Source organism: Pedobacter ginsengiterrae (genome assembly GCF_039537385.1).
Lineage (GTDB): Bacteria > Bacteroidota > Bacteroidia > Sphingobacteriales > Sphingobacteriaceae > Pedobacter > Pedobacter ginsengiterrae.
In genome coordinates this window covers 16,394-39,508 of sequence record NZ_BAABAK010000019.1, presented here as the reverse complement: position 1 = coordinate 39,508, position 23,115 = coordinate 16,394, and the positions used below count along the sequence as shown (strand labels likewise).

Here is a 23,115-nt window from a genome sequence, read left to right as displayed (position 1 = left end):
TTTGCAAAAATTCCTAATCAAATGACCAAATTATTTAAAGGTAGATTTGCTATTCTATTTGCATTTCTTACTTATTTTCTATCCTTTTCATTTCTAATCAGAACAATTCTTTTAATAGAATCGCTAAGTAAACACATTGACTTTAAAGTATTAGAAATTGTAAGGATTTATATTACAGGTCTATTTTTTGATATTGGATCAGGATTATTGATTACCATTTTTTATGCGCTATATCTTCTTATCATTCCAAATAAATTTTATACAAAAAAATGGAACATAATATTTAATTGGGTAACCTTGTTTCTATTTGTACTAATAACTTTGTTTTCCTTTTTTGCTGAATTAACCTTTTGGCAGGAATTTGAAAGCCGTTTCAATTTTATAGCCGTAGATTATTTAATTTACACTTACGAGGTTGTTCAAAATATAAACGAATCTTATCCATTACCTCTTTTAATTACTGGCATGCTCCTACTTGCTGTAGTAATTATGTATTTGTTTTATAAACTAAATATCTTCAAAAACAGCCTTAATGCTAACACACCGTTTAACAAAAGAATAATCATTTCATCAACACTAATTATATCTACTATTATATTTAGTTTGTTTGTTAAAAATAGCTGGGCAGAAAATGGTAACAACCGATATGCTAACGAATTAAGTAAAGCTGGAACTTATTCATTTTTTGCTGCCTTTAAAAACAACGAATTAAACTATACCGATTTCTATAAGTTAATTAGCAGTAAAGAAGCATTTACTTTAGTAAGAAACGAATTAAAAGAAACTGGAGTTGCTTTCTCTAAAGATGAATTATCAATAAAAAGAGAGATAACAAATGATTCCAGCCAAGCTTATAAACCAAATCTGATAATGATTACGGTGGAAAGTTTAAGCGCTGATTTTATGCAAAAATACGGGAATAAAGAGCATATAACGCCCGAATTAGATAGTCTTGCAAATCACAGCGTTTTCTTTAGCGATATGTACGCAACTGGAACAAGAACTGTTCGTGGTATGGAAGCTTTAACACTTTGCATTCCGCCAACGCCAGGAAGTAGTATAGTTAGAAGAATGGATAATGAGCATCTTTTTACAGTTGGCCATGTTTTTAAAGAAAAAGGCTATACCAATACTTTCTTTTACGGTGGCGATGGCTATTTTGATAACATGAATCACTTTTTCGGCAATAACGGATACAATATTGTAGATAGGGGCAGAAAATTACTAGATGAAACCTACGATGGCTCGAGAACCATAATTAAAGATAATGAGGTTACTTTCGAAAATGCGTGGGGAATCTGCGATGAAGATATTTTTAATGTGGTTTTAAAAGATGCCGATGAAAAGTTTAAGGCAAACAAATTGTTTAATAATTTCATCATGACCACTTCGAACCACAGGCCATACACCTTCCCCGATCATAAAATCAATTTACCTTCGGGAACGAGAGCAGCTGCAGTAAGATATACCGATTATGCAATTGGTAATTTTATAAAGAAAATTAAAGCAAAACCTTGGTTTAAAAATACAGTTATTATTATTGTGGCAGACCATTGTGCAAGTAGCGCAGGTAAAAACGAAATAGATGTTTCTAAATATCAAATTCCCTGTATGATTCTGAATCTTAAAAATACAGTTGATATGAATATTGATAAAATGACTTCTCAAATTGATCTCTACCCAACATTATGGAGTTTATTAGGATGGAAATATACCAGCAGTTTTTACGGTAAGAATGTACTGGATAAAGATTATAAGCCAAGGGTTGTTTTAGGTACTTATCAAAAACTGGTTTACATGAGTGGCGATAGTCTTGTGATTTTAAGTCCGCATAGAAAAGTTGACACCTACATTTACAATAAAGCTAAAAACGAACAAACAAAAGCAAGTTTTCCTAAAGCGTTAACCGATCAGGCTATTGCAAATTACCAAACCGCTTTCGATATTTTCAAAGACGGAAAATTAAGGTATTAGATTTTATAGTCTGTAAGGTTTAAAGACTTTACAGACTATAAAATTAATTTAAGTTCATGCTTAAATCCTGAGCTTTAGCTTGTGCTAACTCTTTCTTTTTGGTTTTACTGAGATATTTAACGCCAACTCTTAGTGCTTTCAAACCAGAAACACCTTGTAGTTCTTCTAAATCCAACTGCTCCAAATCATCATTTAAATAACCTTGATCTTGCAAATATTTGATGTACTCAATATATTCTTTAGCTTCATCGGCATTAAAATAAACCATTGCAATCTTATTAGGCTGCGTTAAACGTTCGGTAGTTCCTTTTATAAGTACTTTATCAATTCGTTTTTTTACTACCTCATATCTAATATTATAAGCACCTTCAACATCAAAACGACGCTCATCATTTCTAAAGCTAATATCTATCGAATTTGAATGAATAAATACCAGTTGAGTGGTTTCTAAAGGCCTTGGCATTTCGCCGATTAAACTTTTAGATAAACGAGCAATTTCGACCATTGACGTTAACTGCCACAAACGAATATTCTTTAAATACAATAAATCGAAGGGCTTATTCGGTGCAATATCCTGACCAATGTAAATATCATATTCAACACCATCGGTTCTAAATTTGGCGAAATAGCATGGATATGAAGTTTGAAGATTTTGTTGTGCAGTTTCTAAATACTGACTTACCTCCATATTGATTAGTTGCATCGAAACTTCCAGTTTCCTCCTATTTTCGTAAGCTAAACCTGTTTCTGGTAATATTTCTGCAAAATAATCATCAACAATTTCTGCTGCCTCTGGATGATTTACTTTTATAACAGAGAAGAAAGGATAAACCTCGGCTGCTAAAAATTCGTTTAACAGCATTTCTTCATTACTCGAAGCAACATTGCTTATTCGAACAATCCAGTCGTTACAGTTAAAAATTAATTTATCAATAAGCTCCAGGTAAACGAATTTTCTTAAACCTTTTAAAGTTTTAATAATGTTCAATAAATGAACATGCATATCTTCTTTTAAAGCCTGATTACGCTCAACCGTAGAATTACGAATATCAATTGCACCAAATAATGGATACATATTTTTAAACGTAATGGTATCAATTTGCTTATGCTTTTTGTTCTCTTTATTCTGTTGGATAAAATGCCATACAGCTTCATTAAATTTCCACTGCACCGACGGTTGTAAAGCGGTAAACTTATCCATCAAAACAGCATCCATTTTGGCATTAAATTCTTCTATACTGTATTGAAATAACTGTCCAATAAGTGGCATAGCAGGACGTAATCTTGATAAGATTTTATCATCGACAATTATTTCCTGGTTTGAATAAACTTCTAAAACCCCTGCCAGCTGTGTATTATAGTAAATTGGCAGTACCGAATAAGAACAAACGCCAGCTGCTTTTAAAACCCTCAAAAAAGGATCTTTAGCCATTTGGTCTTCATTAATCGAACTCACAAAAATCGGACGAGGATCTTCTTTGTATTTATCAACCAACGAATAAAAAACTTCTTCTTCTAAGTTTGATGCTTTTGCCGAATTGATAAGCATGCTTTGCGAAAAGTCTTGATTATCAAAAACCAGTTTATTATTAACGGTTAAAAATGGCATTAAACCAAACTCTATATTACCATTTCTGCTTAATGTTTTTAAAGCCTGAATAACATGGTTGTAAGCCTCTGTTTGATAATTATGATCAACTAAAGCATTTCTAATGCCATCAATTGCATGTTGCAAAGTAACATCAGTTATAGAAATTACACTAAAACCTTCGAAGGTGAAATTCTTTAAAGATAACTCTTTAAATAAATACTCCATTTCGGTACCTTCCTGAAAGTGTTTTGCTAATTCTTCAAAATTAAGCTCAGGTAAATCACCCTTATGTTGAATATCAATAAACTGTGTGTCGTTTTGGATATTATAATAAGAGGTTAAATTATTTTCAGGATTAACATGAGCGTAAATAATCTCATTCTTTAATACGGAAGTGAAATTGTAAAATCTATCCAGTATTAAATTATAAATAAATTTGATTTGTTTTTTTTCAGAAGGTTCATTATCCTGACTAACTTTTGATTTAGGATCATGATCTTTGAAAAATTGATAAAATGCATTGGTACTGAAGAAAATCTCATCAGGAACTGGGGTGCTTAAGGCCCAGAACATTTCATTCTCATTTGCCATTAAAGGTGTAAGAATGGTGAATATTAATTCTAATGTTTCTTTATGCTTTGCTAATTCTTGTGTGGTTATATTGCCGAGCAGATCATTTTCTTTCTCGATTTTTTCCAATAAGAATCTATAAAACTCCGATTTAACAGTTTTTTCGGTTTTCAATCTGTTTTTCAGATAATTGACCAAGGGTCTGAAAGACAAGTTTGATTTTACCTGACAACCAATACATTCATTTTTATGAATCTTTATTACATTGGTATTCATGAGTATATGTTTATTATAGACGTAAAATTTAATGGTAACTAAAAAATATAATTTATTAGCTACAAAAGTACAAACAGTAAATATGATAAATAGTCTGCTAAACGTAATACTATTTTTACAATCATTATATTAAAATACGCTCAAAAACTCATTTTAGTTTTAAAAAGCTCAACTTTCTTACTCCTCTTTATTCTAATATCTAAAATTTAACGATACGTAAGGGTACCATCCATCAGTAGAATGGCCCATTACAAAACGAACAACTGTTAAAGATGCTGGCGCAAAATAAACGCCACCACCAACACCGTGATGCCACGCGTTTGAAGAATCGTTATTGCTCCAAACACGACCAACATCGTAAAAACCAAGTAAACCAACTTGCCCAGGAAGCACATAGCTAACCAAATCGCCTAGCTTTGCCCTTAATTCTAAATTGTTATAAAAACTATGATCGCCTGCAAACCTGAACTGACGGTAACCAAGTAAATTACCCTGACCTCCAAGAAATTGCGATTGATAGAAAGCTGGTTTACCAAGCGTTACACCTCCACCAAAACGATCGGCCAGTATAAATGCTTTTCTACCATCTAAGTTTTTGTACAAGGCAATACTTGCCGTAAACTGACCGAATGAGTTTGAATATTTATTTATCCCTTTATAACCCGTAAGTTTAAAATCAACATAGCTACCTAAAGTTGGCAACAAGTCGTTATCGCGGGTATTATTAACAAAGTTTACAAAAGCACCAGCATACATCTTTTCATTGCGGATGGTTAAGCTATCATAAGAATGTAATTGCGCCGTTTGAGTAATAAAACGACCGTCATTATCTTCCTGATTATATTTATAATACTGAATTGAAGGACCAATACTCAAAGTAGATTTAGGTCTGCGCCATCTTAAAGCCGCATCTACCTGATACAAATTGAATCTAGCTCTATAATACCTAATGTCGTCACCATGCTCATCGAAAGCGGTTTCATTGCCTACTCCAAAGAAATTTTGAGTGTTATTGGGTGCAAAAGCATCAGCCTTGATTGTAAAATCTGCCTTTCCTAAAGCCTTAAGCCATTCGCCCTTATAATTAAATCTAAATGCTTTTGAAGAAAACGAATGCAAGAATGAAACAGTCTGCGAATTACCGTAAGGTTGTTTTCTAAAACCAGGATTGGTTTGCTTATAAATTAAGCCAAGTAATATCCCATCGTCGTTATTATAGCCTGCATTTAACAGCCACGAACTTCTGCGATACATATCTTTTGGAATATAGCTAAAGTTTGAGGTATCGTTAGAAATAATTTTCCTGATTTTATTAGCGTCTTCTCCATTGTAAGTTGCTTTATCAGTTCTACCGTAAAGCTTTACCAAGCCGTTACTATTTGCAAAATCGTAAACCTTTTCACCTTTACCACCGATTATTCTGATTTTAATATTCGAATTTTTGTTATCCAATATTAAGCTATCGTTACCATTGTGCATATAAACCCTAAGCTCCTTGGTTACTTTCGGATCGAAAGTTCGGTTAAAAAGTGTTTCTTTAATATTCCCTTCCTTCGAAATTTTATTGATTTTAACTTTTAAACCCTTATCCGATGCATCTGTTATCTGAATTAACTCATTTTTATTGGTTACCTCAATATCTACAATACGATTAAAGAAATGATAATAATCATTCATCAACTTTGGTAATTCTTCAATTCTCGAGCGCATTTGAGCAAGCAAGGCATCATGATGTAAAGAATAACTGGGCTCAGGAAGTTTACGTAATGCCTTTTCAAAAACATCATCATTATACTTAGAACAAAAATCTGCTACAATCTTATCCCATTCTTCTTCCCCAATATTTGCTGTCCAACGACTGCTAATCTCTCTTCCCTCCCACAAAAACCAATTAATATCCTTAATTTTTCGTTCGTAACCTTGCATCATCGGCAATAATGAAGACGACTGTGTGTAGCGTTGTAAGGCACCATCTGATCGGAAAAACACTTGATCCCGATCTCTTGGTACTGGTGTATAGTGCGAACCTCCATCCTTTTTAGTTTCTTTCCAACGCCATTGATCTTCATGCCTGTCCCAATCGCCAAGTAAAACATCCAATGCTCTTGCCTTAACCCAGGCAGGTCCATCTAAAGTATTGTCGTTATCATCGGTTAATTTTTTATCCATCTTCGGAGAACTGTCCGACTCGCCCACGGGCTCACGCTCCTCCAAAAGGCATAAAGTATTAGCAAAGGCAGATTCATATTCACCCAAATTATCATCAGGAGAAACCCAGCCAATTATCGGATTACTATGTGCAATTCCTGCGGCTTTAGCCAATTCGGGTACAACAAGAGCCGAAAACGGATGCTGTGCACTCATATTATCTTTAATAATATCTTTTGCAAAAGTTTCTCTTAAGGCGGCAGGCAATAAAACCTCTGGAAATTTCTCTACACTTCGTAAAGCGTATTCTTTGCCGTTTTTATCTTCTAACCTTAACGATCTCGATTGATTACCACCACCACGCTGAGTTGCTTTTAATCCGCCAGCAATTTCAGAAATTCTAAGCACTGGAACTTTTGTTTTTTCGGCATACTCCTTACGGTAATTTTCGCCAAAAACATATCTGTGGAAACGTCCAACACTATCGTATTCTGGTTTTACACTCACCATAATGCTATCTGCAGTAATAACCTTATCACGAGCCTTAATTTTTTGGCTTATAGTTTCAAACTTCTTGGTATAACTGTAAACCCGTTTAACACCTGTATCGGCATAAACATAATATTCGTAACGCATATCGTTATTCATTAACTGATCCGCAACTACGTAACCTTGCTCCATTTCGTGAAACAAAGAGGTTTTACCCTTTTTATTTGGCGATATCTTAGAGCCCGAGCCACTAATAATCTGTAACTGCTTACCTTTGATAAGCTGTAAACCATGTTCATGACCAGCCACGTATGTAACGTTTGGATAATCGCCAAAAACACCATTAACCGACTTAATCATATCTTTATAGGCAGGATGATTTAAATCTTCGGGGCTTAATAAAGTAGAACGTAAAAACGGATAAACAGAACCCAAAACAGGCATGGGGATGTATAAATTCTTATTTAACGAGGTTAACGGAAAAAAGTGGTTCCTTAAATTGAAATAACCACCATGTGGCCCATAACTTTGAAAAGGATGATGAGAAGCTAACAGAATAATCTTATTCTTATTTTTCTCTAGCAAATCTTCCATTTTCACTAATACCTCATCCTTAGTACGGCATTCGCATTCTCCGTTTGGATTCGATTTATTGTAGGGAAATAACCACCATTCGCTATCATATGCAATTATGGTTAATTTATCGGTAAGGTTTATTACAACAGGATCAGGACAACCATTTTCAGGAATAAGCTTTAACAAAGGATCGTTTTGTGCTTTTAAATAATCATCCTGAGCTTTTATTTTGGCCAAACCTTTCGGACCTGATTTATCCCAGTCGTGGTTGCCTGGAACAAAATATACAGCAGCTCCTTTTTCACGCATAGGTGCGAACTGAGATTGCAATATCTTTTTAGTTTCTTCCTCTTCGAGGCTGCCTGGTAATCCCATTCCTGTTGGATAAATATTATCACCAAGGTAAACTACAGTAGTTTTTTTAGGAATAATTTGCTTTGCTGCATTTTTTAAATCCTGCATTTGCCCTGGATTCATTTCTCCCGCATCGCCAAACAAAATGACACGATACTTTACATCATTTTGAGCAAAAGCTGCAAAACTTATCAGTGTAAAAAAAATTGATAGCGTAAAATTTTTAGTCATAGTGTTGGTTTAAAACGGTTTCCAAACTGAAATTGTTAAAAGGTATTATATATTCAAAAGTCGTATTGAGTTCGTAAAAAACTTAAAAAATTCCCTACTAACTCAACACGATAAAATTTACGTTTAATAAAACGTTAATCATTAATTTTTAAGTTTAAACTGCAAAATATTACCTGCAGCTAAAGTCCCACCTTCGTTTGATATGTAAAGGTTGTTATCCTTATCAAAAGCGATTCCCTCTGGTTGATTAAAATTACCACCTTTTAGCGGATATGCTGCTTTAATTTTGAAATTTTCATCAGCAACAACCAATAATTTATTAACTGAAGACAGAATGTACCACTCATTTGTGCGTTGATTTTTGGCTAAAGCAGAAGGCTTAAATTTCACTTTTTTCTCTCCACTTAATGCTTCAATTTCTTTAAAAGCCAGATTAAAAGTACCTGCTGGTTTTAATGTGTTATCAGCCGCAAAATCGAATGCATAAATACTTGTTGCTTTATTCTGTTCATCAGCTTTGCTGCCTTTTGTTAATATATAAACTTTGCCAGCTTTTTCGTCGGCGGCCAGTCCTTCATATTCAGCTTTCGGTACCATACCTTTTAGTTTAACCACATTAAGAGCTTCAGCTTTATTTAGTTCCGACATTGGAAACATATGCAATTCGCCATTACTTTTAAGAACGATAATCTGTTCCTTGATTATTGTTAAATCTTCATAATCTCCTTTACCGCCAAACTTGGTAAATTTAGATTCTTTGTCATTTAAGCCAAGATAAAACAAATCTCCATCCTCATCTTGGATTGCAAAAACTTGTTTTGGATTCCCATTATGAAACACAATTCCAGAAATTTCGAACAGATTATGAGGCATATTGTACTTTACTGGATTTTCTAAATCGTAGGGTAAACTTGTTTTTTCGACCGCTGCCCCTTTGTCTGTTTCTGTTTCAGATTTTGCTTCATCATGTTTTTCGTTAACACATGAAATGAAGAAAAACGCCATAACTAGAATTATAAGTGCAGAAGATATTTGTTTTTTTAAGTTTCTCATCGGATAAAAATTAAGATTGATTTTTTAAAAATTCGTATATAGCGTGCTGTGATGCAATAAGTGTTCCATCCTTTTCAACAGGAACATTATTCATATTTTCATCAATACGCACAGCTTGTAGGTTATCGCGTAATTGAATATTAATTATCTCCAAAATCTCTGTCTTTATTTTCTCATCATAAATTGGAAAGCAAACCTCTATCCTTCTATAAATATTTCGGTTCATCCAATCGGCAGAACCTAAGTACACATCCTGCTTACCCAAATTATGAAATATAAAAACACGGCCGTGTTCTAAATATCGATCCACAATTCTGATAATTTTAATATTTTTACTCATTCCATCAACACCAGTAATTAAGCGACAAATACTACGCACAAGCATGGTAATTTTTACGCCTGCCTGCGATGCTTGATAAAGTTTATCTATTAAAATTTTCTCTTCGAGATTATTAAGTTTAATTGTAATTGAAGCTTCTCGCCCTGCCTTTGCATACTCAATTTCGCGATCGATAAGCGCCAGAAATTTGGTTTGTAAATTAAATTGAGCAACCAGGATATGTTCAAACTTTATTAAATCGGGCGATGATGGTTTTACTCTTTTAGCCAGAAAAATAAATAATAACTCTATTTCTCGCAAAATGGCTTTGTTAGCTGTCATTAAAATATGATCGGTATAAAAAGCCGCCGTACTTTCGTTAAAGTTCCCAGTTGCAAGTAAACCAGTATAGGTTGTTCTATCGCCAATTTTTCTTTTTACCAAAGCAACTTTAGCATGAACTTTTAAGGCGGTAACACTATAAACAATTTCCACCCCTTTTTCCTTCATTTTCTTGGCCCACTTAATATTGTTTGCCTCGTCGAACCTTGCCTTTAACTCTACTAAAACAAACACTTTTTTACCATTTTTTGCAGCGCTGATTAATGCATTAATAATTTTAGAATCGCTGGCGACACGGTAAATTGTCAGGTAAATTTCCTTAACATCTGGATCAATTGCCGCCTCATTAAAAAATCTTAATACACTATCGTAACTTTGATAAGGTGTATGAATAATGATATCATTTTTCTCGATGGCTTGCGTTAAGGTGCCATTAACAACATCAGTATTACATATTTTTGGCCACGATTGATTGGACAGCCCTGGTTTATTGACAGGGAAACTCATCAAATCTTTAAGATTATGGTATTGTCCACCTTCGACCATATTGGCCTTTTTAAGACTAAAAAGTTTTTTCAATAGAGCTAAAACGTTTTCTGGAATGCCTGGTTGATGAAGAAATCTTGTAGCCAGGCCCGAATCGCGTTTTAAAAGCTGTGCTTCTAACTGATCTGATAAATTTCCAGAATATTCATCCTTTAAATCAATTTCTGCATCACGGGTAATTTTAAAACTAAAGCAGCCTGTAATTTCCTCATTCTTAAAAACAGAATCGAGATTAAAACGCACAATATCATCCAGAAAAACTATAAATACTTTGTCTTCGTGCTCAATTTTATAAAACCTGGGTAACTCGTTCGAAGGAATATTCAGAATAACCGTTTTTTCGATTTTATCTTGCTTTAAAGTAATTAGGAAATAAAGCTCATTATTCGACGGAAAGAAATCTGTGTTTTCTTCAACATAAACAGGTTGCATAAAAGCCAAAACCTGACTTAAAAAATATCTGTTTATCTGTTGTTTAATTTCATCAGGAAAAACATCACCATAAAGCAAGTGGATGTTATTTTCTTTTAAATGCGGAATAATATGTTGTTTTAAAGCCTTTCCATAACGCTGCTGCTGATCGGAAATTAAATTGTTTGCGCTGTTTAATAAATCCGCTTCAATATGAATATCGTTATCTGTTTTACCGCTCAGTTTCTCAAGAGCCAAAAGAACAGGCATCCTTACCCGATAAAACTCATCCAGATTGGAAGAAAATATAGATAAAAATTTAATGCGTTCTAAAAGCGGAACAGCTTCCCTTTCGGCTTCCATTAAAATGCGCTCGTTAAATTTAAGCCAGCTTAAATCTCTGTTAAACAGCCTGGTTTCTACTAATTCTTCCATTAAAGTTTACCGTAAGCTGCATAAGCAACAACAAATGCTAAAACCGCAGCAATAAGACCGAACATAAAGATATTATAAGCCAACCTAATTAATTTATACTTTCGACCTAAAACCACACCTTGTGAGTACACATCAGTAATTAAGGTGCCGTATAAAAAGTCTTTATCGTTCATTACCTTTAGCATACCATCTGTATATGCTGGTAACGACATTTTATAAAAATTGCCAAAAAACAACAGATTTACCTTTTTGTTATCCATATCTTCTGGCGTAAAAATTCCTTGCGGGATGGATGGACGAGTTGATAAAATTGATACCACCACACAGGTTAAACTAACCATCAATAAAATAAAAGTCGGGATGATTAAATTTCCATGATCTTCCAGTCTTCTTAAAAGTAAACTCACAATTAAGGATAGCATGATGGAATTAACAGTTATCAATATATGCGCCTTATTATCAGCCATATCGCTTAATCGCTGGTTATTTGCCGAAGTAATCCTAAACATGGTTTCAATTCCCTTATCAGGTTTATCGTCTTTACCTTTTTTGTCTTTTTTACGTTTAGTATTTTCTACCTCCTGCGATAAATTAGTATGTAAAGCGGGCTTAACAAAGTTAATCTGCTCATCATTTTTCGATAACTTACTTTTTATCTTTTCAATATTTTTCGATTTTTGATCGTTAAGCAATAGCTGAGCATAATCGGTATGGTAATGCTGAGATTCTAAAAACTGAATATCATTAATCCGCCAATCGTTTTTACTGATGTCTTTATTGTAAATTAACTCAGCCTCTTTGTGCATTAATTTGCCTTTTTCCCTAAAATCGGTAGTTCCAAGATGAAAAAGATCTGCATCACAGAGGATGTTTTCTAATAAATTTTTGGGCTTTTGAGGAATTTTGGTACTTAAAATGGCGTTGGAAACTTTTTCCCTGATGGTTTCGTCAACACCGAGGCTTTTTAAATAATCACTAGCCATTTCAGCACCCTTTATTTCGTGATGGAATACATCTACAAAATAACCTGTATCGTGAAACCAGGCTGCAACAGTTACCACAAAGAAATCTTCGTTATTTAATTGATAATGATTGGCTATTTCTTGTGCGGCTTTTACAACATCATTAGTATGCTGAAAGTTGTGGTAAACCAGCCTTGAATCGTGATGAGTGTTAAAATAATCGTTAACATGCTTTTCTACATCAATTTGTAGTTGCTTATAATCCATGGGGGTGTTGCTAAAATATAAATCTAATTTGGAAATATTTTCCAGATAAAAAACAAGCTGATTGCGTTTATTGTTATAAAATTACATTAATTTTCATAAAATGATTCACGCTAGCGATAACTAATTAAATTCTGTTTATTCATTATTAATGTTATTTATAATGTACGAATTGGGTTTTTGTTTTTAAAAATCGTCAAATAACTGAAAATGAATTGGAAACAATTTATTTGAAATTTTAATGAAAAACTTTTTCCGAATTTGAATGCAATTTTGTAACATTGCACTCGCAAAAAACAAATGTTTTTTCAGGGCCTATAGCTCAGTTGGTTAGAGTAGAAGACTCATAATCTTTTGGTCGCTGGTTCGAGCCCAGCTGGGCCCACAACCCTTCAGTGAAAACTGGAGGGTTTTTTTATGCGCTAAATGCTGGTTATAGATCAACTAAAGGTTATACGTAATTCTGATTTTAGTTTTTTAAGATGGCTAGGCTTTACAAATGCACCTATTTCAATGCCTGTAATTCCTTTAAGACAATACAGCTTATCTTCTTTTCCTTTTTCATCACAGTTAAATACAATAGCTTTTATTGGATTAGTTTTTTTATTTCAGCTGATGATAAAAATATTGTCAATCAGGCAAAAAAATAACTTTCTGTTTTTAATCATCAAATGCTCCCGCTTGGAAATCAATTATAATAAAAGAGCCACATTGCTGTAGCTCCTTATAGTGTAAAGTGCGAGATTGAGCTCAACCCACTTAAATTTCGGATCGGTGTTAATCAAATAATCGCCTAAGGCATTTTTAATAATTTTTGGCGATTATTACTCAATTAAGCCGTTGCAGTAAGTGTAGTTCCAGAAATGGTTAATGGATAAACTTTCAATGCACTCGTTGTTCCGCCGTCATTTGGTTGTGCTAAAATGCTTCCTGTAGTTGTGTATCTCGAACTATGCAAGCTGCATTGAATGTAATTGTTAGCTTGTATAAAACCTAGCGAGCCGCCTTGATGTGGGCATGTAGCTTGCGTAGCTGCAAAGGAAGTGGTTGCATTTCCGCTCGCAGTACGAATAAATAAAATTCCACTGAGTACTAAAGAAGAACCAATTGCAAGCAACTGACTATTTAAATCAACACTTACAGTAGAACCTGGCGGTGTTGTGCCGCCACCTGGGTTTGTCGGTCCTGGTGCATCACTTTTTTTTCCGCAAGATGAGAAACAACTACCTGTACAAGCCAGCGCTACGCCTAGCCCCAAAGATTTAAGAAATTCATTACGTTCCATAATTTGTTTTGTTAGTAAATTTTAGATTGAATATTTTTATCCTTCGATTTAAATAATGTGAAGTTTCTGGAAATGGTAAAGCCAAAGCGAACCCCGCCTTTACGCCACGATTTTTGGGTATCGGGAACAAAGCTGTTCTCCGAAATATATTCCGAATTCATGAAATTAAGAGAGAAAACATGCCCGCCAGTTTCAATTTCCAGTCCAACTCCCAAAGGGTTATAAAACTGTTGAGCTAAATTAGTTGGTCGATTTAAACCGTTTACCAACGTATAATCTGCAATAAATGATAGGCGTTTCGTTAGTTTTAAACGCCCTGCAAAACCTATACTAAAAAGATTTTCAGGATCCCTGGCTTCTGTTGTGTTTTTTCTAAGGAGAACAGCTGGCGCCACTTGTAATGAAATTCGTTGTGTAATTTTTCTTGAAATGATGGGTTGAAGAAAGTAGGAAAAACGATTGCCATAATTAGAGAATTCATTTGTTGTAAAGGGCGCTCTGGCTATCCAGCCCATTTGTGCTAACAGGGTAACATTTAATGGAAAGCTATGGCTACTGCCTCCATTTTGCTCAAATAATTTATACTTAAGAAAGCCATTATAAAGTTCATCATGCTTACTTCGCCCAATACTCACCGTTAATTTATCGGTAATACCGTAATCGAAGCCGATAAACAAATCGGTGGCAACATCTAAACCATAAAGCGTGTGTGCACTTCCAAATTCACCTCCAATATCTCCAAAATGATGACGAATACGCATATCCAGATCATGCTTTTTTTGAGTTTCGGTAGAATGTGATAACACAATCCTTGTAGATTTAAAGGCTGGGTTCTGAATTTTGAATGCGTTGCTATCAGTTACCGATTTTAATAATGAATCTGCTGATTGCGCATAAATGTTTGTTGCTAAAAGACAAACAAAGCTTATTAAAGTAAAAGTTCGTAACATATATTTAGGGTTTAGGATTTAGGTTTCCGCTTACTTTTACACTGATGATCTTGGCGATTTTAGTAAAAACTAAAGTTGGTATTTTGATATTATGATCAACGCAGGCTACATCGAAGGCAGATGAAATGGTTGCAGAGCCATCTTTAATTAGAATCTTCGCTAAAATAGTTCGCGGTTTGCTTACACCATGTACAGTAAGTGTGCCTTTTGCTGTTACCGCATATTCAGCATTTTTAGTCCAATCGATATTGGGAGATATCGTCCCTTTAAATGCTGCCACAGGATATTGATCACTTTCCATGTAGTTTTCATTAAAATGCTCCTGCATAAGTTTCTTTTCAAACTCAAAGCTTTTGATGGGCACCTGAAATGCAAATTCACCACTTTTCGAAATCAAAACAGCAGAAGTTTTATCGCTCGAGGCTTTAATATCTTCGATTGGTGTTGAAGAAAAAAACGAGGTTTTAACATTCGCCGAAACAAAATTCTGGGCATTGGCCGCTATGCATCGCATTAAAAAAAACACGACCAATAAGATTGCCATTACTGTATTTTTAGCTTTCATGTTTAAGAAATTAGTTTAGTTAGTTAAATGATATAGGATTAGATTTTTCATAGCTATCCGCTTTTGTTATACGCAACGCTGAATAATGAGGTCGATCAGCAATGCCGATCGACCAAACCACACTTACCTAACCCCCATATTTTTAAGGCAATGGAGCGATTAAAGATGTTGGAGTTAGTACAGGCCAAAATCCTGGCACAGCTCCAATACTTACACCCTTATTATCTCCCCGCTTTGCATCCTGAGAAAAATAATAAAGTGGCCAGCCTTTATAAGTCATTTGTTTCTTGCCAAACACATCAATAACGCTGATCAAATCTTTTGTAATTACCGATGGTAAAACCTTAGTATCGATTTCGTAAACTGGCCAAATGCTATTATTACTCAAATCTGCTTTAGTAAATGTGTTTTTATTGTTTTTATCAGGGGAAAATGAATAAAGAGTTCTGCCAGCAGCATCAGTAAAATACTTTGTATTGCCAGTTCCTTCTACATACAAAGAAGTGTACGATTTGCCATTTGAACCAATTAACTGGGCATTAGCAAGCATCAAAGAATAATCGGGTTTGGCTACAAACCAAATGCCGCCTACCCCATCACCCTTCGTATCACCCGATGCGACATCACTCGCATAATAATAGAGTGGATAACCTTTGTAAGTGCTCTGCTTTTTACCATCGGCCCGAGTAATTTCACTCACTTGCGACTTATCTAAATTCAAATCGGTACTTGCATCTGCCGAATAATACAAGGGCCAAACCGCTTCGCATCCTCCCGTGCAATTTGCGGTTCCGTTAACATCGTTTGCAAAAAAGTAAAGTGTTTTCCCTTCTTTATCCGTAAGTAATGATCCGAACTGAGCATTGGTAAAAAGTTGAATTCCTTTCTTTTCGACAAGAGGCTCATCAATTACTGATTTTTTACACGAAGTAATTAATATCATGGCCAGGCAAGTCGTAACAATCAGATATTTTTTTAGGTAGCTTATCATAAGATTTTGTTTTAGGTTTTAGTATCTTTATTTGTCATCATTACGCACCTTAAATGAAAATGGTTGCTCCCTATTGCGAAGTTTTTTCTCTATTAAAAAAATATTATTATGCAGGCAACCTTTCGCCTGTGGCTATCGTAATGTATGCTGAAAGGAGAATCTGTGACCACTAATCGCGATAGTGAACATCTTATAAAAGAGTATATCGAAGGCTGCCGTAGAAATGATAGAAATAGTCAAAAAGCACTATATAAACATTTCTATAGCTTTGCTATGGGTATTTGTTTGCGTTATGCAAATAATAGGTTGGATGCTGCAGGGATATTAAACGATAGCTTTTTTAAAGCATTTAAAAACATTTCGAAATACGAATCATCCAAAGCATTTCTGCCTTGGCTTGGCAGAATTGTGACTAATACCGCCATTGATTTTTACCGAAGTAACCTGAAGTTTGCAGGCCATATGGATATCGATGATATTGAAGGCCCCGCACAAGTTACAATGGTTTATGAAAAACTCGCTTACGAAGACTTAATAAATCTGGTACAGAATTTAAGTCCAGCTTACCGAACGGTTTTTAACCTTTTTGCCATAGATGGAAATAGTCACGAAGAAATCTCCGAATTACTAAATATTTCTATAGGAACATCAAAATCAAATCTTTTTAAGGCCAGATTAAAATTACAGGAAATGATAAAAGCCTTGGAAGAAAAAAGTTATAAAATTCTGCCTGCAGACGATCATAAAAATTTTGTTCAGGTTAGATTAAACACAAATATGTAATGAAAGCGCATAATGATATAGATAAGTTATTTAAGGATGGTTTAGGGAAACCCGATATTCCTTTTAATGAACTTGACTGGGAGGAGTTAGATAAACAATTGCATCCTAAGCCAAAACGCAGAATAGTGCCGTTTTTTTGGTGGTCAACCGCAGCTGGAATTGCAGCTACGTTAATAGTTATTTTTCTATTGCCAGGTAAAAATAATAGATTATCTGTGCCTGCTATCGTTAAACAAAAAAGCAAATACAATCAAAAAAGCACACCTGTAAATACTGATTCTAAAGCTGAAAAAAGTAATGAATTGCCTAAACCAATTGTAATAACGGATGATAAAATCAGTTTAAGCGCACAGACTAAAAAAACTGATTATAAACGTACTACCAAAAGTATTAATATGCTTCCAAAGGAAAATCTAATCCAAAGTATTGCCCAGAATAATATATTACCTGTTTTACTCAAATCAAGTATTGAATTTGAAGATCGTAAAAGTTCAATTACTTTTTCAAAACAAGCTATCAATACAAATTTAGCTTTACAAAAAGCGAATAACAGCGTTATCAAAACCACTAAAACCAAACCTGGATTTGTATTGGCAATTATTGCAGCTCCAGATTTAACAGGTATTCAAAAATCGGGAAGAAGCAGTTTAAGTGGCGGTATCGGTATTGAAGCAACCTTAATGCTTACCAAAAGACTAAGTATTACTACGGGTGCAGCTTATGCCAAAAAAATATATGATTCTGATTTTAGCTTATATAACCCGAAATCTAATTATGTATTTAAAAACCAACCCTTAAATATCCATGCCAATTGCGATGTACTGGATATACCATTAAATGTAAACTATAAAATTTTAGGAAATAACCGAAACGCTCTGATATTAACCACAGGATTATCGACTTATTTAATGCTCAAGGAAGATTATTACTATTCTTATGAAACTCCAAACTCAAAATGGCCACAATCATACGAAGTCAAAAATGAGAACCAACATTATTTAGGCATTGCAAACATCGGGGTAACTTTTCAGCGTAAAATAAATAGCAGACTGAGCTTGGGTATTACGCCATTTGCTAAAATTCCATTAACAAATATTGGCTACGGAAATTCTAGGTTGTCATCAACAGGTGTTGCAGTTTCTGTAAATATGACTAATCTATTTTCGAAGAAAGAAAACACATCAATGCCAAAATAATAAAATTTAAAACATCCCGAATGGTGATTATGAAGGACTATTTATTCAGTGATTGGCTCAGATGAACTACAATTCGGAAACTCTACTTGATTTCAGTTTCATCAAGCAATAATATTTGTAGTGCGTTAATCTGTACAATATAATTCACCCCTGCATTCCTTTTGTAATCCTCCTCGGATAAGTAAAGAAACTAACCTTCCAGTCTATTTGAATTTCGAGCAGAAAAAAGCCCTTAAAATGCGTACTTTTGCAGCCGAAATGATTTCAATAAATAATTTAACATTCCTGATTGGCTCGAGAGCCTTATACGATGAGGCAAACTGGCACATTAAACCTGGAGATAGAGCAGGTTTAATTGGCGCCAATGGAACAGGAAAATCCACACTATTAAAAATAATTGTAGGCGAATACGCACCAAGTTCGGGTACGGTTTCCATGTCTAAAGACTTGAAAATTGGTTACTTAAACCAGGATTTACTTTCCTACGATTCGCACCATAGCATTTTGCATGTAGCAATGGAGGCTTTTGAACGCCAAAATCAACTACATGATGAAATAGAAGAACTGCTTAAAAAAATCGAAACGGATTATAGTGAAGAGGTTTTATATAAACTGAGTGATAAACAGCAAGAATTTGAGGCTTTGGATGGTTACAACATCGAATACAGAGCGAATGAAATTTTAGCAGGTTTAGGTTTCAGCACTGCAGATCAACACCGCCCTTTAAATACTTTTTCGGGAGGTTGGCGAATGCGTGTAATGCTGGCAAAAATCCTTTTACAAGATCCTGATATTTTATTACTTGATGAGCCGACCAACCACATGGATTTACCTTCGATTAAATGGTTGGAAAACTATTTGGCGAGTTTTGAAGGTGCCATTGTAATTGTATCTCACGATAGGTATTTCTTAGATAAAATTGTTAACCGTACAGTTGAATCCCGTAAAGGTAAATTAACGGTTTACGCAGGTAACTACAGTTTTTATGTAGAAGAAAAAGCTTTACGTGGCGAAATCCAAAAAGGTGAATTTAAAAACCAGCAAGCTAAAATTAAACAGGAAGAACGTTTAATCGAGCGATTTAAGGCTAAAGCATCTAAAGCAAAAATGGCGCAATCACGTATGAAAGCTTTAGATAAAATGGAGCGAATCGACGATGTTGATGATGATAACCCGACGGTAAACTTCAGTTTTAAATTTACTAAGCCATCTGGCCGTCACGTTGTTCGTATTGAGCACGCAACTAAACATTATCCGAATGTTCACATTTTGGAAGATGCCGAAGCGGTAATCGAAAAAGGCGATAAAATTGCTTTAATTGGAGCCAATGGTAAAGGTAAATCTACTTTGTTAAGAATGATTGCTGGTACCGAAAAATTTGATGGTTTCTGCGAAACGGGTCATAATGTAACCACCACTTTCTTTGCACAGCACCAGTTAGAATCGTTGCATCTGGAGAATTCTATTTTAGAAGAATTACAGGCTTTTGCACCTAAACATAGCGATACCGAACTTCGTAGTATTTTAGGTTGTTTCCTGTTCACGGGCGATGATGTTTTCAAGAAAATTAAAGTGCTTTCTGGTGGCGAAAAATCTCGTGTGGCTTTAGCGAAATCGTTAACTACCGATTCAAACTTCCTGATTCTGGATGAGCCGACCAACCACTTGGATATTCAATCGGTTAACATTTTGATTCAGGCTTTAGAGCAGTTTGAAGGTACATTTATTGCAGTATCTCACGATAGGTATTTCTTGGATAATGTAGCCAACAAAATCTGGTTTATCGAAGGCGAAAAAATTAAACAATATCCTGGTACTTACGAAGAATATGAGGAATGGAATAGCAAACGTGAGATTCCGATTGCAAAGCCCATCCCGATAAAAATACCAGAAAAAGCAAAAGAACAACCGAAAGTTGTTGCGCCTAATACAGCCAGTCAGTTAAAAAAGCTGAATGATGAATTAAAAAAGGTAGAAACTTTAATCTCTGATTTGGAAACCTCGGTTAAAAATATCGAAACAGAATTGGCCGATGAAAATGTTTACTCGAAGGCCGATAAATTAGCTGAAGCAAATAAACGTTATTTAGCCGCAAAACAAGATTTAGATAACAGCCAGACTAAATGGGAAACTTTAGCTGCTGAAATTATGGAATTGGAAGGTTAACAAATCACTTTATGGAGAAGCCGATTTTTCTCGGCTCTGGCAATATTAGAATATTGGAGCCGCAGATTTTTTCTGCGGCTTTTTTATGATTTATTTTTTGTCAATGAAATACGTAATGTATACAAAGGAATAATATCCCGTGTAATCTACGTTTCCGTTGCACTATTTGAGTTCATTCTTGGCTACAAAAGCACGGAAGATGCAGAAATTTATCTCTGATAATAAGCACTCAAAGGCAAATCTTTTAAAATTGCTTAATACTATGTACTTTTAGTCATGCAAAAACTAATCGCTGTATTACTATTCATCTTCCCTATCCTAACCTTTGACCAAAACGATAAAGCCTTTACCAACGAAAACAAAGTTTATCTCCCAAATATCAAAACTGTTTTATGTTTTAACAGTAATAAAGAGCAAAGTATTCCCGTAATTATGCTCAACTCAACAGAAACCATTACCTTTTCTTTTGATGATTTATTGGCTGGAACTAAGAATTACTGGTACACGGTAGAGCATTGTACTTCGGATTGGCAAACCTCAAAAATTACAAGTATCGATTACCTGGATGGCTTTAGTGATGATAGAATAATTAATTACCATTATTCATCGAACACAGCCAGAAAATATACCCACTATGAGCTAAACCTGCCTAACACGCAGGTTAAACCAAAAATTGGCGGCAACTATATTCTTAAGGTTTATTTAAACGGAGATAAAAACCAACCCGTAATATCGCAACGTTTTTATGTACTGGATAGTCAGATCGCTATTACCGCAGAAATTACAAATTCTTTACAGGTTGCTGATCGAAATTCTAAGCAGAAAATAAATTTCACCTTAAATCACAGCATGCCAATACCAAATCCTTATCAGGATTTGAAAGCTGTTGTAATGCAAAATTTCAATTCAAATACAGTGCAGCTCAATACTCGTCCTTCATTTGTTCGCCCAAATCAATTGGTTTATAATGATATCAATACAAATGATTTTTGGGGAGATAATGAATTCAGAAAATTCGATACCAGAAGTTTACGTTTTAAGGGCGATAATGTAAAGGATATTTATCGGGATAATGAATCTGTTAATGTGATGCTTTTTCAGGATATTTCAAGAAACACTGGAACCTTCGCCAACCAACTTGACGAAAATGGGAACTTCTTTATCCGCAATACCGATGGCCGCGATGATAAAACTGAAGCAGAGTATATGGGTGTGCTCTTTATGTTAAATTCTGTTCTTCCTACCGCCGATGGCGATGCTTACGTAGTGGGACGCTTTAATAACTACACACTTGGCAAAGAAAATAAATTGGTTTACGATGCCAATCGAAAACAATTTTACGGCAATATTTTACTGAAACAGGGATTATATGATTATGAATATGCCTGGCTCGATAAAACATCAAAAAATACAGAAACAAAACCCTTTGAAGGCTCTTTCTTTCAAACAGAGAATACTTATCAGATTTTTGTTTATTACCATAAACCTGGAGCAAGATGGGATACCTTGGTTGGTTTTACTAATCTATCAAATCGGATAACTGATAAAAGATAATCCTGAAACCTAATCTTTTTGTTACAAAATCTTTCTTCCTTTTAAAACATACTTATTAAATTAGTAATACGATTTAGCGATATAAAAAAGCTACCAAATCTGCACTAACCAATATCTATGTTAAAAAAAATAACTGCACTTGCTTTTTTATGCTTGCCGCTAAGCTATGTACAAGCCCAAACAAAATCTTACACTCAAAATATAGAAGGAACTTCTTTAAAATTCGAAATGTTGGCCATTCCTTCAGGAACTTTCGATATGGGAAGCAATACTGGCGCTAACGACGAAAAACCAGTGCATAAGGTTAAGGTTGATGCCTTTTACATGGGCAAACACGAAGTTACCTGGAACTTGTTTGAACCTTTCCTTTATCGCGATTACGAACTTAAAGCCAGTAACGGAAAAATACCAGCAAATGTAGATGCCGTAACCAGGCCAACAAAACCATATCTCGATATGACCTTTGGAATGGGTAAAGACAATCAGCCCGCCATTGCAATGACCCAATACAACGCCATACAATTTTGTAAGTGGCTTTATGCTCGTACAGGTGTTTTTTATCGCTTGCCTACCGAAGCCGAATGGGAATATTCCTGTAGAGCTGGTAGTAAATCTAAATATTCCTTTGGTGATGATGAAAGCAAGTTAAAAGAATATGCCTGGTATAAGGAAAATAGCGAAAATAAAACACATCAGGTAGGCCAGAAAAAACCAAATGCATGGGGTTTATATGATATGCATGGTAATGTCGCCGAATGGACTTACGACCAGTACTTAGAAGATTTTTACACCAGGCAAAAAGATAAAATTGCTCAAAACCCTGTCGCAGTTCCCGATAAACTCTACCCAAATAGTGTAAGAGGCGGTTCTTACGATGAAACTGGCGATAAACTTACTGCTTCAGTTCGTTTAGCTTCAAATCCATCATGGAAACAGTTAGACCCTCAAATTCCAAAAAGCAACTGGTGGTTTCCTGAAGCGCCTTTTGTTGGATTAAGATTGGTTCGTCCTGCTACGCCTCCATCGAAAGAAGAAATTGAAGCTTACTACAACAAAAAGCCCATATCAGATTATTAACCTAAAC

At 34.7% G+C, this 23,115-nt stretch carries 15 protein-coding genes and 1 tRNA gene; 7 read left to right on the top strand and 9 right to left on the bottom strand.

Going from position 1 to position 23,115, the window contains the following annotated elements; translation table 11 throughout:
* Positions 1–21: 21 nt before the first annotated feature.
* Positions 22–1,974, top strand: a complete 1,953-nt coding sequence (locus ABD692_RS17665; RefSeq protein WP_344769096.1) for an LTA synthase family protein — start codon at positions 22–24, stop codon at positions 1,972–1,974.
* Positions 1,975–2,017: 43 nt separating this feature from the next.
* On the opposite strand, the gene ABD692_RS17660 is transcribed toward ABD692_RS17665, so the two are convergent.
* The 5 genes from ABD692_RS17660 to ABD692_RS17640 all read right to left on the bottom strand — a co-directional run bounded on the left by ABD692_RS17660 (position 2,018) and on the right by ABD692_RS17640 (position 12,544).
* Entirely contained in the window at positions 2,018–4,411 is a 2,394-nt protein-coding gene (locus ABD692_RS17660; RefSeq protein WP_344769094.1) for a GAF domain-containing protein, read from the bottom strand.
* A gap of 192 nt (positions 4,412–4,603) precedes the next feature.
* The gene (locus ABD692_RS17655) at positions 4,604–8,209 is read right to left on the bottom strand and encodes a BamA/TamA family outer membrane protein (RefSeq protein ID WP_344769093.1); all 3,606 of its coding nucleotides are present in this window, start codon (positions 8,207–8,209) and stop codon (positions 4,604–4,606) included.
* 141 nt (positions 8,210–8,350) lie between these two features.
* Positions 8,351–9,262 (bottom strand): SdiA-regulated domain-containing protein, encoded by a 912-nt coding sequence (locus tag ABD692_RS17650; protein ID WP_344769091.1) that lies wholly within the window; start codon positions 9,260–9,262, stop codon positions 8,351–8,353.
* A 10-nt stretch (positions 9,263–9,272) separates the two neighbouring features.
* On the bottom strand, positions 9,273–11,315 hold the full coding sequence (gene ppk1 / locus ABD692_RS17645; protein WP_344769089.1) for a polyphosphate kinase 1: 2,043 nt from the start codon (positions 11,313–11,315) through the stop codon (positions 9,273–9,275).
* Positions 11,315–12,544, bottom strand: coding sequence for a Pycsar system effector family protein (locus ABD692_RS17640; RefSeq protein WP_344769087.1), 1,230 nt, complete (start codon positions 12,542–12,544; stop codon positions 11,315–11,317). The genes ppk1 and ABD692_RS17640 overlap by 1 nt, the downstream gene beginning before the upstream one ends.
* A 308-nt stretch (positions 12,545–12,852) precedes the next feature.
* Here ABD692_RS17640 and ABD692_RS17635 point away from each other — a divergent pair.
* Positions 12,853–12,926: transfer RNA gene (locus ABD692_RS17635), tRNA-Ile, on the top strand.
* Positions 12,927–13,373: 447 nt separating this feature from the next.
* Here the strand turns inward: ABD692_RS17635 and ABD692_RS17630 are convergent.
* From ABD692_RS17630 to ABD692_RS17615, 4 genes are all read right to left on the bottom strand, one after another.
* Entirely contained in the window at positions 13,374–13,826 is a 453-nt protein-coding gene (locus ABD692_RS17630) for a QcrA and Rieske domain-containing protein (RefSeq protein WP_344769085.1), read from the bottom strand.
* An 11-nt stretch (positions 13,827–13,837) separates the two neighbouring features.
* Positions 13,838–14,776 (bottom strand): DUF5777 family beta-barrel protein, encoded by a 939-nt coding sequence (locus ABD692_RS17625; protein ID WP_344769083.1) that lies wholly within the window; start codon positions 14,774–14,776, stop codon positions 13,838–13,840.
* 4 nt (positions 14,777–14,780) lie between these two features.
* Entirely contained in the window at positions 14,781–15,341 is a 561-nt protein-coding gene (locus ABD692_RS17620; RefSeq protein ID WP_344769081.1) for a YceI family protein, read from the bottom strand.
* A 142-nt stretch (positions 15,342–15,483) separates the two neighbouring features.
* Positions 15,484–16,332, bottom strand: a complete 849-nt coding sequence (locus ABD692_RS17615; protein WP_344769079.1) for a hypothetical protein — start codon at positions 16,330–16,332, stop codon at positions 15,484–15,486.
* A gap of 144 nt (positions 16,333–16,476) precedes the next feature.
* Here ABD692_RS17615 and ABD692_RS17610 point away from each other — a divergent pair, with 144 nt between their 5' ends.
* From ABD692_RS17610 to ABD692_RS17590, 5 genes are all read left to right on the top strand, one after another.
* A complete protein-coding gene (locus ABD692_RS17610) occupies positions 16,477–17,115 on the top strand; it encodes an RNA polymerase sigma factor (RefSeq protein ID WP_344769077.1) in 639 nt (212 codons plus the stop codon).
* Positions 17,115–18,311 carry a hypothetical protein gene (locus ABD692_RS17605; RefSeq protein ID WP_344769075.1) on the top strand — a complete coding sequence of 399 codons (1,197 nt, stop codon included), beginning with the start codon at positions 17,115–17,117 and terminating at the stop codon, positions 18,309–18,311. The genes ABD692_RS17610 and ABD692_RS17605 overlap by 1 nt, the downstream gene beginning before the upstream one ends.
* Before the next feature lie 258 nt (positions 18,312–18,569).
* Positions 18,570–20,477 carry an ABC-F family ATP-binding cassette domain-containing protein gene (locus ABD692_RS17600; protein ID WP_344769391.1) on the top strand — a complete coding sequence of 636 codons (1,908 nt, stop codon included), beginning with the start codon at positions 18,570–18,572 and terminating at the stop codon, positions 20,475–20,477.
* Between the two features lie 276 nt (positions 20,478–20,753).
* Positions 20,754–22,031: a type IX secretion system plug protein gene (locus ABD692_RS17595; RefSeq protein ID WP_344769073.1), complete on the top strand. Its 1,278-nt coding sequence runs from the start codon at positions 20,754–20,756 to the stop codon at positions 22,029–22,031.
* Between the two features lie 117 nt (positions 22,032–22,148).
* The gene (locus ABD692_RS17590) at positions 22,149–23,108 is read left to right on the top strand and encodes a formylglycine-generating enzyme family protein (RefSeq protein WP_344769071.1); all 960 of its coding nucleotides are present in this window, start codon (positions 22,149–22,151) and stop codon (positions 23,106–23,108) included.
* Positions 23,109–23,115 lie beyond the last annotated feature (7 nt).